The 15,591-nt window shown below is 27.0% G+C and carries 13 protein-coding genes; 12 read left to right on the top strand and 1 reads right to left on the bottom strand.

Features of this window, described 5'->3' with window-relative positions:
- Positions 1-17: 17 nt before the first annotated feature.
- Positions 18-875 carry a YitT family protein gene (locus O212_RS0113535; RefSeq protein WP_024615635.1) on the bottom strand — a complete coding sequence of 286 codons (858 nt, stop codon included), beginning with the start codon at positions 873-875 and terminating at the stop codon, positions 18-20.
- Positions 876-1,140: 265 nt separating this feature from the next.
- On the opposite strand from O212_RS0113535, the gene O212_RS16715 reads away from it, so the two are divergent.
- The 12 genes from O212_RS16715 to iadA all read left to right on the top strand — a co-directional run bounded on the left by O212_RS16715 (position 1,141) and on the right by iadA (position 15,567).
- Positions 1,141-1,302 (top strand): hypothetical protein, encoded by a 162-nt coding sequence (locus O212_RS16715; RefSeq protein WP_160166420.1) that lies wholly within the window; start codon positions 1,141-1,143, stop codon positions 1,300-1,302.
- Between the two features lie 84 nt (positions 1,303-1,386).
- Positions 1,387-2,070, top strand: coding sequence for a response regulator transcription factor (locus O212_RS0113545; protein WP_024615636.1), 684 nt, complete (start codon positions 1,387-1,389; stop codon positions 2,068-2,070).
- Positions 2,048-3,913, top strand: coding sequence for a histidine kinase dimerization/phospho-acceptor domain-containing protein (locus O212_RS16975; RefSeq protein WP_024615637.1), 1,866 nt, complete (start codon positions 2,048-2,050; stop codon positions 3,911-3,913). Before O212_RS0113545 ends, O212_RS16975 begins: the two co-directional genes overlap by 23 nt.
- Positions 3,914-3,970: 57 nt before the next feature.
- On the top strand, positions 3,971-4,327 hold the full coding sequence (locus O212_RS0113555; RefSeq protein ID WP_024615638.1) for an arsenate reductase family protein: 357 nt from the start codon (positions 3,971-3,973) through the stop codon (positions 4,325-4,327).
- A 274-nt stretch (positions 4,328-4,601) separates the two neighbouring features.
- Entirely contained in the window at positions 4,602-6,827 is a 2,226-nt protein-coding gene (locus tag O212_RS0113560) for a ribonucleoside-diphosphate reductase subunit alpha (RefSeq protein ID WP_029699410.1), read from the top strand.
- A gap of 22 nt (positions 6,828-6,849) precedes the next feature.
- On the top strand, positions 6,850-7,887 hold the full coding sequence (locus O212_RS0113565) for a ribonucleotide-diphosphate reductase subunit beta (RefSeq protein ID WP_024615640.1): 1,038 nt from the start codon (positions 6,850-6,852) through the stop codon (positions 7,885-7,887).
- A gap of 591 nt (positions 7,888-8,478) precedes the next feature.
- Positions 8,479-9,978 (top strand): glutamate/gamma-aminobutyrate family transporter YjeM, encoded by a 1,500-nt coding sequence (gene yjeM / locus O212_RS0113570; RefSeq protein WP_024615641.1) that lies wholly within the window; start codon positions 8,479-8,481, stop codon positions 9,976-9,978.
- Between the two features lie 452 nt (positions 9,979-10,430).
- Positions 10,431-12,050: a phosphoenolpyruvate--protein phosphotransferase gene (gene ptsP, locus O212_RS0113575; RefSeq protein WP_024615642.1), complete on the top strand. Its 1,620-nt coding sequence runs from the start codon at positions 10,431-10,433 to the stop codon at positions 12,048-12,050.
- A 151-nt stretch (positions 12,051-12,201) separates the two neighbouring features.
- Complete coding sequence (locus O212_RS0113580) at positions 12,202-12,738, top strand: chromate transporter (protein WP_024615643.1); 537 nt, start codon at positions 12,202-12,204, stop codon at positions 12,736-12,738.
- Between the two features lies 1 nt (position 12,739).
- Positions 12,740-13,270, top strand: a complete 531-nt coding sequence (locus O212_RS0113585; RefSeq protein WP_024615644.1) for a chromate transporter — start codon at positions 12,740-12,742, stop codon at positions 13,268-13,270.
- Between the two features lie 247 nt (positions 13,271-13,517).
- The gene (locus O212_RS0113590; protein ID WP_024615645.1) at positions 13,518-14,156 is read left to right on the top strand and encodes a biliverdin-producing heme oxygenase; all 639 of its coding nucleotides are present in this window, start codon (positions 13,518-13,520) and stop codon (positions 14,154-14,156) included.
- Between the two features lie 205 nt (positions 14,157-14,361).
- The gene (iadA, locus tag O212_RS0113595) at positions 14,362-15,567 is read left to right on the top strand and encodes a beta-aspartyl-peptidase (RefSeq protein ID WP_024615646.1); all 1,206 of its coding nucleotides are present in this window, start codon (positions 14,362-14,364) and stop codon (positions 15,565-15,567) included.
- Positions 15,568-15,591: the final 24 nt, after the last annotated feature.

Consider the following 15,591-nt stretch of genomic DNA (forward strand, 5'->3'; position numbering starts at 1 on the left):
TCTCTTACCTTTTTTATTTATACTGTTTTAAAGCCTTTACCTTTTACCTCGGATGTATCCATTATAGTTATAAATGCCATTGGATCAATTGCATAAATTTTATTTTTTAAAGTTACCATTTCTCTAGTTTTTACAACACAATAAAGCATTTTTGCTTTTTTATGAGTATATTCACCTTCAATAGGAATTGAAGTAACACCTCTATGAATATCTTTAATTACAAAATCTATAACATTTTGACTTTGGCTAGTAATTATAAGCATTAGTTTTTTACTATCTAAACCTCTAAGTACTCTATCTAGAACAACACCTTGTATAAAGATAGAAAGTAATGTATATAGTGCTTTAGGTATTCCGAAAATTATAGCACCTACAATAACTATTATACAGTTTAATATAAATCCAAGCTTACCAATTTCAAAATTAGAGTATTTCTTTCTAATAAGCATAGTTATAATATCAGTTCCGCCTGTAGAACCATTTCTTAAAAATACTATTCCATATCCAGCACCACAAAGAACACCACCATAAATACAATATAGTAAAATATCATTAACTACTATAAGAGATGAAAGTGGTTTTGTTATAATAAGTGCTAAGGATAATGATAACATTCCTATAGCGGAATAAAGTGTAAAAGATTTACTAAGTTTTTTGTAGCTTAATAAAAATAGTGGTACATTTAATAAAAATACAACTATACCTGCTTGGACGCCAGTTAGGTATTGAAATATAAGAGCAACACCAGTAGCTCCGCCACTTAATAATTTAGCATGAGTTAAGAATAAGTTAACTCCAAGTGAAGCTATTATACATCCAATAAAAATTAAAATTACATCCAGTAAAAAAGTTCTACTTTTCAATAGTTTAATCATAAAAATTCTCCTAAAAATTTATCATAAAAATATACAAATACCTTCGTATATTATATATAAAATTTACAATAAAGTTAATGTGTAAAAAGCAGTGCAATTAGCTGGATTTTATGATAATTTACTAATACAGTTAATGTAATCATTAATAGTATTAATACCTTTAAATATAAGGAAATATCTATAGTATGTAATGATAATTTATAGACAATATTATTTAAATAAAACATAATTAAAATATATTATAAAAAGAAAGGGCAATAATAGCATGAATAGAGTTAAATTACCAGGAAATTTAAAGATAAAAAAGATTATATTATTCATATTGGTTATAATATGTATTGGGATTTTAGTAAAAACTTCTATTATTAATAAAAATTCAAATAATAATAATAAAATAGACGTAGAAACTAAAATACAAAATAAATAGTTTAATATTTTCGTAACAAAGGCACATGTTTTTTTATGCTAATTTACGATAATATAAATATAGGGAAGGAGTGTCATTACAATTATGTATAATATCTTAGTAGTAGATGATGAAAAAGAAATAAGAGATGCAATAAATATTTATTTAAGAGGAGAAAACTTAAGTGTATTTAATGCGAGCAATGGTATTGAAGCATTGGAAATTTTAGAAGAAAAGAATGTACATTTGATAATTCTTGACATAATGATGCCTAAACTAGATGGAATAAAGACTTGTTTAAAAATTAGAGAAAATAATAATATTCCTATAATAATGCTTTCAGCTAAAGGCGAAGATTCAGATAAAATATTAGGTTTAAATGTAGGAGCAGATGATTATATAACAAAGCCATTTAATCATTTAGAGTTAGTAGCAAGAGTAAAATCACAGCTTAGAAGATATGAGAACCCATTGTCAGTTGATAATAAAGACTTTATAAAGGTAAAAGATTTAGAAATAGATACTATAGCTAAAAGTGTTAAAGTCAGAGATGAAGAGATTAAAGTTACAGCAACAGAATATAAGATACTTGTACTTTTAGCATCAAATCTTGGAAGAGTTTTTTCAATAAAAGAAATTTATGAAAAAGTTTGGGAAGAGCCTTTTTATAAAAGTGAAAATACAGTAACAGTTCATATTAGAAGAATAAGAGAAAAAATTGAAATTAATACAAAGGACCCAGAATATATAAAGGTGGTATGGGGAATTGGATATAAGATTGAGAAATAAAGTTAAAAAGTACTTTAATAATGTATGGCTTATAGAAATATTATTAGTGCTAGTAATAACAGGAATATGTATGGACTCATTAATAAAATATAGAAATAGTCCAAATACTAAAGCAGGTACTGGTGTTATAGAGGCCGTTTTTGATAGAAGTACATTTTGCAAAAACTCATTGAAAATAGATAGTAAGGCTCTAAGTAAGGATATATATGATAGAACTGATGGCTTGAAGAAGCTACTATATTCTACAGAACAACAAAAAGATGAAATAAGAAAAGAAATTTTCAATAACAGTTTTTATTCAAAAGATAATTCAGGAAATGGTTTGCCAGAAGGAATTTATTTTGTAATAAGAAATAAATATAATGATGATATTTTTACAAATGACCCTTTTTTTGAAGGAGTAAAAAAAGTTCAAGGGGATAGTCTTTATAAAGTTATTGAAGAAAAATATAAGGGTGATCATATAATTACATATAGTTGTAATAATGTTAATGTATTTAATGATTTAATTAATAATCCTGATGATAATATACCAGAATATTCAGGGAAAATACTTAAGAATTTTGAAGAGATATATTATACAAGTGAAATTAAATATGTAAACAAAATAAATTCATATACAAAAGAATTTATTTTATTTGTAATAATGTTTATTATAGACATATTCTTAATATTTAAAATATTATATGTATTTTTAAGCAAAAAGGGAAAAGTAGTAATAAGGGGTAACATAATAAAAGATATAATATATGTATTTAAACATGTATTTAAATATAAGGGACCTAGAAGAACATTAATTACTGCTATAGTTATAAGTATAATTTTTTATATAGTTTATTTATATCTTTTAGCTATTGGAGGAACTGAGAAGAATATTATAGTAAACTTCTTTGCAGCATATCCATTCAAAGGTAGTTTCTTGCTTATAGCATTACAAATGATAGTATTGTTATATTCAATAAAGACAAATATAGAAATTGGAATGGTTAAAGATGACCTTAAAATAATAAATGATGGTAACTTTGAACATACAATAAAAGAGATGGGTGGAGTAGAAACAAAAGAATTAATTGATAACATAAACAAAATGAAAGATGGATATAATATAGCTGTTGAAGAGGCCCTTCAAAATGAAAGGTTAAAAACAGAGCTTATATCAAATGTATCACATGATTTAAAGACTCCATTAACATCAATAATAAATTATGTTAATATTCTTCAAGATGATAGAATATCTGATGAAGAAAGAAAAGATTACTTAAAAATATTAGAGAAAAAATCAAATAAATTAAAATCACTTATAGAGGATTTATTTGAAGTATCAAAAATAAATTCCGGAAAGATACAACTTAAAAAAGAAAAGATAGATATAGTATCATTAATTTATCAAGTTATTGGTGAATATTCATCATTATATGAAGATAAAAAAATTGAATTTAAAGTAGATTGCGAAGAAGACGAAATAATAATGGATTTAGATGGAATAATGATTTCAAGGGTTATTGAAAATATAGTAATAAATGCACTTAAATATTCTCTTAAAGAAACAAGAGTATATGCTTCAATAATCAAAGAGGAAAATGGAGTATTAATTTCATTTAAAAACGTAGCAAATTATGAAATGGAATTTGATGAGACAGAGATGTTTGAAAGATTTGCAAGAGGAGATAAATCAAGAACATCAGCTGTTGAAGGATCAGGACTTGGTCTTGCTATAACAAAAAGTATAGTAGAACTTCATAATGGTGTAACTAGAATAAAAAGAGACGGTGACTTATTCAAAATATATGTTTTCTTGCCATTTGAAGAAAATGATAATATAAAAATAGATGAGATTAATTAAAATATGTGGTATAGTAATAATTAATATTAAGTAATATTGATTTAGAGGAGAGATAATATGAGATATTTATTTGTTGAATACCCAAAATGCACAACTTGTAGAAGAGCTAAAAAATGGTTAGAAGAAAATAAGATAGATTTTGAAGATAGAGATATAAAACTTAATAATCCAAGTAAAAAAGAATTAAAGGAATGGCTTGAAAAAAGTAACTTAGATATAAAAAAATTCTTTAATACAAGTGGTGTTTTATATAGAGAAAAGGGAATGAAAGATAAAGTAAAAGTTTTATCAGAAGATGAACTTTTAGATATATTATCAGAAGATGGCATGATGGTGAAAAGACCATTGGTAATAGGTGAAGATAAAGTTTTAGTTGGCTTTAAAGAAGCTGAATGGGAAGAAAAATTAAAGTAGTTAAAAAAGATCCATATTTTATGGGTCTTTTTTATATTGTTAGTTAAATAATTAATATTTAATAGTTTGTATTGTCAAAGGATAAAGGTTATTAAAATAGTGAGAATTTTAAAGATTATTAAATAAAAAGAGGTAATATAAGAGTATAGTAACCTTTATAAAATTTTACACATTCAATTATAAAAACTATAATATATTAGTCAATATATTGTGTTGGTTTGGAAAAAATACAATATACATACACTATATATAGTTGGAGGGAAGTCTAGTGGAGATGATACGTGAACTTTGTGAGATAGGATTAAAATCAATTAACGATAGAGCGGATATATATACAATAGAAAGATTGGAAGAAAAATTAAATTTAATAATAAGACCTAATATGGATTATAGTGAGATAAGAAACTCATTAATTCAAGTATCTTTAGAGCTTACTACAGATATGGAACCAGATTGGCAAAATGTAGCTTCAAGATTATATGTTCATAGACTTTATGATGAAGTGAAAAATAATAGAGATTTAAAAGATAATGAAAATCCATATAATAATTTATATGAGTTTATAAAAAAGTTAACGGAAGAAAAGTTATATGGTAAGTATATACTTGAAAATTATTCAAAAGAAGATATATACGAATTAGAAAGAGAAATTAAGCCAGAGAGGGATTTTCTTTTTACTTATAGCGGAATCAAGTTATTAAGCGAAAGATATTTAATAGAAAATTTTAATAGAAAAGTATTAGAGTTACCACAACAAATGTTTATGGGAATAGCTATGCACTTAGCGATACCAGAAAAACAAGAAAATAGAATATATTGGGCAAAAAGATTCTATGATGTTTTAAGTTCATTAAAAGCAACAATGGCAACTCCAACAATGGCAAATGCAAGAAAGCCTTTTTATCAATTAAGTTCATGTTTTATAGATACTGTAAATGATAGTTTAAAAGGTATATATAAGTCATTAGATAATTTCTCAGAAGTTTCAAAATTCGGTGGTGGAATGGGAATTTATATAGGTAAAATAAGAGCTCTTGGTTCACCTATTAGAGGATTTAAAGGAGCATCAGGCGGAGTAATACCTTGGGTTAAACTATTTAATGACACAGCAATTGCGGTGGATCAGCTTGGCGTTAGAAATGGATCAGTTGCTATATGGCTTGATGCTTGGCATAAAGATATACCAGAATTTTTACAAGTAAGAACTAATAATGGAGACGATAGAAAAAAAGCTCATGATATATTTCCAGCGCTTTGTTATCCAAATCTTTTTTGGAGACTTGCAGAGGAAGATATAGATGCTAATTGGTACATGATGTGCCCTCATGAGATAAAACAGGTTAAAGGATATTCTTTAGAAGATTTTTATGGGGAAGAATGGGAAGAAAGATATTATGACTGCGTTCATGATGATAGAATAGATAAACGTATAATGAAAATTAAGGATATTGTACGTTTAATAATAAAAAGTGCTGCTGAAACTGGAACACCATTTGCATTTTTTAGAGATGCAGCAAATAAAATGAATCCAAACAAGCATAAAGGAATGATATATTCATCAAATCTTTGTACAGAAATAATGCAAAACATGAGTGCTATGGATATAAGACAATCAGAGATAACTGATGAAAATGGAGAAAAAATTGTAGTTGAAAAAACTAAATCAGGAGACTTCGTTGTATGTAATCTTTCATCAATAGTACTTGGAAATGTTGATGTTACAAGAGAAGAAGAGATAGAATATGTTGTTGAAACACAAATAAGAGCTATGGATAATGTTATTGATTTAAATTATTATTCAGTGCCTTATGCAGAAATAACAAATAAAAAGTATAGAGGGGTAGGACTTGGAACATCAGGTTACCATCATATGCTTGCAAATAATAGTGTTCATTTTACTGCTGAAGAACATAGAGAGTTTGCCGATAAAGTTTATGAAAATATAAATTATTATGCTATAAAAGCTAGTATGAAGATAGCAAAAGAAAAAGGAAGATATAGTGAATTTGAAGGTTCAGATTGGGATAATGGAGATTACTTTAAGCTAAGAGGATATACTTCAGACAAGTGGAATAGACTAAGAGAAGAAATAAATACTTATGGTATGAGAAATGGATATCTTATGGCAATAGCACCAAATGGTTCAACTGCAACTTTGGCTGGAACTTCAGAAGGAGTAGATCCTGTAATATCAAGATTCTGGCTTGAGGAGAAAAAGGGAAGTATAGTTCCAAAGACTGCACCAAATCTTTCAGAAGATACTTATTGGTATTATAATTCAGCTTATAATATAGACCAAAAGTGGTGCATAGAGATGAATGGTGTAAGACAAAGACATATAGACCAAGGTCAATCATTTAATCTTTATATAACAACTAATTATACAATGAGACAAATAATGAACCTTTATATAAGTGCATGTAAGGCAGGAGTTAAATCAATATATTATGTAAGAAGTAAATCACTTGAAGTATCAGATTGTGAAAGTTGTTCTGCATAGAATTTTAGGAGGGTAATACTAAATGTTTGATATAAATAAAAAGCCATTATTTAATGAATTTGGAGATACAGAAACTTCAAAAAAGAAAATGATAAATGGCAATACTACAAATCTTAATGATTTTAATAATATGAAGTATACTTGGGTATCAGATTGGTACAGACAAGGTATGAATAATTTTTGGATTCCAGAAGAAATAAATTTAGCACAAGACTTAAAAGATTATAAGAAGTTAACAGAAGAAGAGAGAACTGCTTATGATAAAATATTATCATTTTTAATATTTTTAGACTCAATTCAAACAGCAAATCTTTCTAATATAAATAACTATATAACTGCTAGTGAAGTTAATCTTTGTTTAACTATTCAAGCTTTCCAAGAAGCTGTTCATTCACAAAGTTATAGTTATATGCTAGATACTATATGTTCACCAGAGAAAAGAAATGAAATATTATATCAATGGAAAGATGATAAAATACTTCTTGAAAGAAATAAGTTTATTGGAGATCAATATAATAAATTTTTAAATGAACCAACAAAATATAATTTATTAAGAACAATAATGGCTAACTATATATTAGAAGGAGTATATTTTTACTCAGGATTTATGTTCTTCTATAACTTAGAAAGAAACGGAAAGATGCCAGGTTCAGCTCAAGAAATAAGATATATAAATAGAGATGAAAATACTCATCTTTGGTTGTTTAGAAATATTATAAGAGAACTTCAAAAGGAAGAGCCAGAAATATTTACAAAAGAACTTAAAGAAGAGTTAGTTGAAATGATGAGAATAGGTGTAGAAAATGAAATAGCTTGGGGACATTATGTAATAGGAGATAATATTCAAGGTATAAATAAAAATCTTATTGAAAGTTATATAAAATATTTAGGCAACATGAGATTAACTGCAATTGGACTTCCTAAATTATATGATGGATATGATGAAAATCCAGCAGAATGGGTTGATAGACAAGCGAATGCAAATTCAGTTAAAACTGATTTCTTTGAGGCAAAATCAACTGCATATGCAAAGGCAGCAACACTTATTGATGATTTATAAAATATATTTTAAGTTTATAAAAGAAACTACGTTAGTATTTATAGCGTTAGTTTCTTTTTATTTTAATTATAAATGTTTTAAATAAAAAATAGTCACAGGAATAAACAAGTTATCCACAAGAATAATAGTTTTTACTGTTAATAACACTGAAATCTGTGAAATTTTTTTACTTATATAAATAGTATAAAAATATTTGTTCTAAAAATATAAAAGTAGTTACATAAAAATAATCATTTATAATATAAAAATTATATTTATAAATGATAGTTATTTTTGTAACCCAAAAATACTATTTTGCAACTTATAAAATTTGATTAATTATCAATAAAAGAAGTAGTTACGTTAAAATAATTTTAATGTAATTACTTCTTTTTGATTATTAAAAATTAATACATTAATTTAATAATATTTTGATAAAATTTTATGTTATTTCATTAAATTTTTATTTTATTAAGAAAATTTAAATTTAATGAAATTAAAGTGTATTGAAAATAAACATTCAAAGAAGCTTGAAAAATTATTAATATTTTATGTTTAAATATAAAATAGGATACGATTTCAAATTATTATATATAAATTGGGGGAATAATTATGAGCGAAGGTAATGGTAAAAAATTAACACTAGTATCATTGATATTAATGATATTCACATCAGTTTTTGGGTTTACAAATATAGCTAGAGCATATTACCTTATGGGATATGCTGCAATTCCTTGGTACATATTATCAGCAGTAACGTTCTTTATACCATATGCATTTATGATGGCAGAGTATGGTGCTGCATTTAGAAAAGAAAAGGGTGGAATTTATTCATGGATGGATAGATCTGTTGGACCTAAATATGCGTTTATTGTTACATTTATGTGGTATGCATCAAATGTAATATGGATGGTTTCAGTTTCATCATCAATATGGGTTCCTTTATCAAATTTGGTGTTCGGTATAGATAGAACTTCAACATTATCTATATTTGGATTAAGTGCACCAAAAACAATGGCATTATTCGCAGTTATCTTATTACTTGTAATTACACTTACTGCATCAAAGGGATTAAATAAAATAGCAAAAGTTACATCTGTTGGAGGTGCTTTTTCAGCATTTGCTAATGTATTATTATTTATTATTTCAATAGTAATATTAGCATTGAATGGATTTAAAGTTGCACAACCAATTACACCACAGGCTTTTGTATCATCTCCTAATCCAGTCTATCAATCACCAATAGGAGTTTTAGGATTTCTAGTTTTTGCAATATTTGCTTATGGTGGTATTGAGGTTATCGGGGGATTAGTTGACCAAACTAAAGATGCTAAGAGAACTTTTCCTAAAGGAATAAAAATTTCAGCTATTGTTATTGCAACAGCATATTCAGTAGAAATTTTATGTGTAGGATTTTTTACTAATTGGAATATAACTTTAAATGATACAACAGTTAATATGGCAAATGTGGCATATATAGTAATGGGTAATTTAGGATATGCATTAGGACAAGCACTAAATTTATCATTATCAACATGTCATTTACTATATAGTATATTTGCAAGATTTATAGGACTTTCAATGTTCCTAGCTTTAATGGGAGCATTCTTTACAATTATATATTCACCACTTAAACAACTTATAGAAGGAACTCCAGAAGGAATATGGCCAAAATCATGGGTTAAGCTTGATAAAAATAATATGCCAAAGAACGCTATGATAATTCAATGTGCCATAGTAATTGCAATAATATTAATTACATCTTTTGGTGGTAAGTCAGTTTCTAAATTCTTAAATTATTTAATACTTATGGGAAATGTTGCAATGACAATACCTTATGCATTTATAGCATTAGCATTTATACAATTTAAGAAGAAGAAAGAAATAGAAAAGCCTTTTGAAGTTTTTAAAAGTCATAAGTCAACTACTATATGGACAATAATAGTTGTTGCGACAATAACATTTGCAAATATATTTACTATAATACAACCTATTATAGAATCAAAGGATTATGTAGCTACAATATTCCAAGTAGCAGGGCCAATAGTATTTGGAGGAATCGCATTGATTCTATATGATAGATATGAGAAAAAACAAAATAAAGTAAATTAATTTAAACTAAGGCATATAATAAAAATTTATTATATGCCTTTTAAATTTTTTAGGAAAATATTTATTGATTTGTATCAAAATTTTTACATTAAAAATATTAAATTGAGAAAAATATAATAAATATGAAAATAAAAATAAGCTATAATTAATACATAAAAAAGAAATAAAGAATATATTTTTTAAATATTGCATTAATTTAAAAAATAAAATAAAAATGTATAAAATATAAAATAAAGAATAAAATGTAATTATTTACAATAAAAAATAGAAAAAATATCGTATTAAACGACAAAAAAAACTATATTAACTCTTAACAAGTCAAATAATTATGGTATAATTATTAAAGGTTGTACTTAACATTGTAAAAGTTATCACGAAACTAGTTATTAAATAACAGTTTTTTTTATGTACTTAATTTTCAGAAAAGTAACATAATTAAGGAGGATTTTATTATGAAAAAAGGGATCGCTGCTTCAAAAGGATACGCTATAGGAAAAGTATTCTTACAAGAGCATGAAGAGATAGTAATAACAGATGAGAAAATAGCAGATGTAGTCGCAGAAAAAGAAAAACTACAAAAAGCATTAGATGCTGCTAGGGAGCAGTTAGAAGGAATCAAAGCTAAAGCTGCTGTTGAAATGGGAGAAGAGAAAGCTGCTGTGTTTGAAGCACATATCACTTTACTTGATGACCCAGAATTTACAGGCGCTATGGCTATGGAAATAGAAAATAATAGCTTAAATGCAATGAAAGCTGTTGAAAATGTAACAAATACTTTCGTTATGATATTTGAATCAATGGAAGATGCTTACATGAGAGAAAGAGCAGCTGATATAAAAGACGTTTCAAAAAGAATAATTTCAAATTTAGCTGGAAGAGGTGGAGATGCATTTGCAATAACTGAAGGAAACACTATAGTTGTTGCTGAAGATTTAACTCCATCAGACACAGCTCAATTAGATAGAAGTAAAGTTGTGGCTTTCTTAACTAACATCGGAGGAAGAACTTCACACTCAGCTATCATGGCTAGAACATTAGAAATTCCTGCAATTGTTGGTCTTGGAGATATAACAAGTTCAGTTAAAACTGGAGATTCAATAATCGTTGATGGTATTGAAGGAATTGTTATTATAAATCCAGATGAAGCTACAGTTAAGGAATATGAAGCAAAAAGAGAAGCTTTCTTAAAGGAACAAGAAGAACTTAAGAAGTTAATTGAAGTTAAAACAGTAACTAAATCAGGAAAAAGAATAGAAGTTTGCGGAAACATCGGAAAAGCAGAAGACGTTGAAGGTGTTCTAGCTAATGGTGGAGACGGAATCGGACTATTCAGAACTGAGTTTTTATATATGGATAGAGACAATGCTCCAACAGAAGAAGAGCAATATGAAGCATACAAATATGTTTTAGAAAGAATGAATGGAAATCAAGTTGTTATAAGAACACTTGATATCGGTGGAGATAAAACTTTACCATACTTACCATTACCAGAAGAAATGAACCCATTCTTAGGATATAGAGCAATTAGACTTTGCTTAGATAGAAAAGAATTATTTAAGGTTCAATTAAGAGCATTACTTAGAGCTTCAGTATACGGAAAACTTGCGGTAATGTTCCCAATGATTTCAGGAATTCAAGAATTCAGAGATGCTAGAGAAGTTGTTGAAGAGTGTAAAGCTGAACTTAAAGCAGAAGGAAAAGAATTCTCAGATTCAATCCAATGGGGTATCATGGTAGAAATACCAGCTGCTGCTGTTATGGCTGATGAATTAGCAAAAGAAGTTGATTTCTTCTCAATAGGAACAAATGACTTAATTCAATATACATTAGCTGCAGACAGAATGAGTGAAAAGGTATCATACCTTTACAACCCAATGCATCCAGCTGTACTTAGATTAATAAAAATGACTATAGATGGAGCACACAAACATGGTAAATGGGTTGGAATGTGTGGAGAAATGGCAGGAGATGAAGCTGCTATACCAACATTAGTAGAATACGGATTAGATGAATTCTCAATGAGTGCATCATCAATATTAACTGCTAAAAAAATTATCTTAGAACAAGAATAAGATTTTTTGAAAATAAATAACACAATTACCCAAAATTTAAACGTGGACGAAAGTCCACGTTTTTTTATATTTTAAAATAGATTATTTACTCATAATTATAATAAGGTGTGATAAAATATGTGTATATTTAAATGGTTATGGAGGGAATTTTGTGGATAAAATTTTAAAGATGTTTATTGCTTTTTTTAAGATAGGAGCATTTACCTTTGGTGGCGGTTATGCAATGATTCCTATAATTGAAGAGGAAGTAGTAAATAAACAGGGTTGGGTATCTAAAGAGGAATTTATGGATATGCTAGTTGTATCACAAAGCTTTCCAGGTGCGATGGCTGTAAATTGCTCTATTTTTATTGGTTATAAAATTTCAGGTGTAATTGGAGGGGTAGTTGCATTACTTGGAGTAGCATTACCATCTTTCTTAATCATACTTTTAATAGCAACTTTATTTATGCAATTTAGACATAATTATTATGTGAATCTTGCTTTTAAAGGTATATCAGCAGCAGTTCCAATTTTAGTTTTAACTGGAGTAGTAAGTTTAGCTAAAGGAGTAAATCGTAATTTAAGAAATGGAATAATATTAGTATTAGCATTATTGGCATTAACAGTATTTAAAATTAATCCAATAATAGTAATAGTAGTAGCTGCTATATATGGTGCCGTATTTTTAAGAAAGAAGGTGGAGTAGTTTGAACTTAGCTTTACAATTATATTTAGTATTTTTAAAGATTGGTGCTGTGAGTTTTGGTGGCGGATATGCTATGATACCTTTTATTCAAAGAGAAATAATATATAATCATAAATGGATAGATGGAAGTCAATTTATGGATATAATTGGAATATCGCAAATGACTCCAGGACCAGTAGCTATAAATTCAGCTACTTTTGTTGGATTTAAAGTTTATGGAGTTATAGGAAGTATAGCAGCAACATTAGGTGTTGTTACAATGTCATTTATATTAGTATCTATTGCATCAAAAGCTATGGAAAAATTTAAAGAGTCTAAAATTTTAAAGGGTGCATTACTTGCTATGAGACCTGTACTTATAGCATTAATAATACAAGCGTTTTTAGATTTAGCAAAGGATGCATATGTGGATGTAAAATCAGTAATTATAACTCTTATAATAGGTGTTTTATTATTTTCTAAGAAAGTTCATCCAATTATAGCTATAATACTTTCAGCTGTATTTGGAATCGTGATATATTCGAATTTTTAACATAAAATCACCATGATTAACACAAGGTAAACGAATTATTAATTAACAATTATTGTTGAGTAACTGTAAGAAATATATAAGAAATTCAGTGAAAAACATCTATAAACAGTAATTTCTAAATAATTTAATAAAATAATAGAATTGAATAATTTATATTAAAGTAATATGATTTAGCCATATTAGGGATAGACATTAAGCATAGTTTAAATATAAATTTAAAGTTTAAATTGTTAGGAGGTTGTTTTTCATGGATACTTTTATGAAAGATATAAAAAAGAATAGTGACGTATTACATGATGTTGCTGAAAAAACAGGGTTTTTAAGAGATTTACTTGATGGAAATATTACAAGAGAAAGTTATTCAGAATATTTATTTAATCTTTATGAAGTATATAAAACTATAGAGTTTAATTTAGAAAAATATTCAGATAATGAAATAGTCAAAGAATTTGCTATTAAAGAAGTATATCGTTCTGAGCAAATATATAGAGATTTAAGATTTTTATTAGGTGAAAAAGTAAAGTCAATGAAGATGCTTGCATCAACAAAAGCTTATATAGAAAGGATTAATGAACTTGGAAGAGAAAATCCAGAGCTTTTAGTTGCACACGCTTATACAAGATATTTAGCAGATCTTTTTGGTGGCAGAACTATATATGCTATGTTAAAAGAAGCATATAAAATAGAAGAAGATGGTTTAAATTATTATGTATATGATTCATTAGATGAGGGAGAAAGTATGAGAGCCTTCATTATGAATTATCATAATAAATTAAATAATATTAATTTAAATGAAAAATTAAAAGAAAAATTTATAGACGAAGTATCTAACTCATATGTTTATAATATTGCAATTTCAAATGAATTAATATTTTCAAAAAAATAAAAATACTTTATAAATTTAAGGGATAATCTAATTTAGATTATCCCTTTTTGTATTATAAAAAAATATAGAAATTATAAAATATGAGTTGCATAATGATTTTTAAAACAAAAAGAAAATTAAGTATTTTAATAAAACTACTTTTTTATTTTTAATAAATTATAAATTGGTAAAACTAAAAATATAATTTATGAGGAGTGATAATTTTATGATTAAAGTTATAAAAAATATAGAAGTGTATAATCCAGAAAAGTTAGGGAAGAAGGATATTGTTATAGTAAACAATAAAATAGAAGGAATATATGATAAAGTTTCTATACCTAAAAATTTTGTAAATATTGATGTTTATGATGGAGAAGGCAAGTATTTATTTCCGGGGTTTATAGATGCTCATGTACATTTAATTGGTGGTGGCGGTGAAGGTGGTTTTAAAACAAGAACACCAGAACTTCAGCTTAGTAATTTAACAAGAGCTGGTATAACAACAGTTAATGGATGTATTGGAACAGATGGAGTATGTAGAAATATGAGATCATTAATTGCTAAAGTTAAATCACTTAATGAAGAAGGAATAACAGCTACTTGTTATACTGGTTCTTATGAAGTTCCAGTAAAAACAATGACAGACAGCATTAAAGGTGACTTAATGCTTGTCAATGAAGTAATTGGGGTTGGAGAAATTGCTCTTTCTGATAATAGAAGTTCTCAACCAACAATTGATGAATTTATAAATTTAGTTGCTCAAGCTAGAGTTGGTGGACTTTTATCAGGAAAAGCTGGAGTTGTTAATGCTCATTTAGGAGGTGGAGCAAGAAGATTAGAGTTTTTATTTAAGATGTTAGATGAATCAGAGATTCCAGCAACACAAGTTATTCCAACTCATATGAGTAGAACAAGAGAACTTTTAGATGCCGGTATTGAATGGGCCAAAAGAGGTGGATACATAGATCTTACAACAAGTTCAGATCCAAACCATTTAGAGAAAGGTGAGATGATAGCTTCAGATGCTTTTGAGTATTTATTGAATAATGGTGTTAAAGTAAATCAAATAACTTTTACTTCAGATGGCAATGGAAGTATGCCACTTTTTAATGAAGCAGGAAAGTTAGAAGGATTGGGGATTTGTAGTGTAGACAGCCTTTATGATGAAGTAAAAAAGATTATTAATAAGGGAAATATAAATATAGAAGATGCAATTAAAGTTATAACATCTAATGTTTCTGATGCACTTAAGTTAAGCAATAAAGGAAGAATAGAAAAAGATAAAGATGCAGATTTAGTTATAGTGAATAAAGGTGATTTATCAATAGATAAGGTTTTTGCTAAAGGCAAATTAATGGTTGATTGTGGAGAACCTATTTTACGTGGAACTTTTGAGGAAGCTATAGAAAAAGCTTTTTATATAAAAAAATAAAATGGTATAATTAGGAAAGGGGGG

The sequence above is a fragment of the Clostridium sp. Ade.TY genome, from assembly GCF_000498355.1.
Lineage (GTDB): Bacteria > Bacillota > Clostridia > Clostridiales > Clostridiaceae > Clostridium.

Coding starts and splice junctions, on each gene's coding strand:
- O212_RS0113535 (WP_024615635.1), bottom strand. CDS start 875: ATGATTAAACTATTGAAAAGTAGAACTTTTTTACTGGATGTAATTTTA.
- O212_RS16715 (WP_160166420.1), top strand. CDS start 1,141: ATGAATAGAGTTAAATTACCAGGAAATTTAAAGATAAAAAAGATTATA.
- O212_RS0113545 (WP_024615636.1), top strand. CDS start 1,387: ATGTATAATATCTTAGTAGTAGATGATGAAAAAGAAATAAGAGATGCA.
- O212_RS0113555 (WP_024615638.1), top strand. CDS start 3,971: ATGAGATATTTATTTGTTGAATACCCAAAATGCACAACTTGTAGAAGA.
- O212_RS0113560 (WP_029699410.1), top strand. CDS start 4,602: ATGATACGTGAACTTTGTGAGATAGGATTAAAATCAATTAACGATAGA.
- O212_RS0113565 (WP_024615640.1), top strand. CDS start 6,850: ATGTTTGATATAAATAAAAAGCCATTATTTAATGAATTTGGAGATACA.
- yjeM (WP_024615641.1), top strand. CDS start 8,479: ATGAGCGAAGGTAATGGTAAAAAATTAACACTAGTATCATTGATATTA.
- ptsP (WP_024615642.1), top strand. CDS start 10,431: ATGAAAAAAGGGATCGCTGCTTCAAAAGGATACGCTATAGGAAAAGTA.
- O212_RS0113590 (WP_024615645.1), top strand. CDS start 13,518: ATGGATACTTTTATGAAAGATATAAAAAAGAATAGTGACGTATTACAT.
- iadA (WP_024615646.1), top strand. CDS start 14,362: ATGATTAAAGTTATAAAAAATATAGAAGTGTATAATCCAGAAAAGTTA.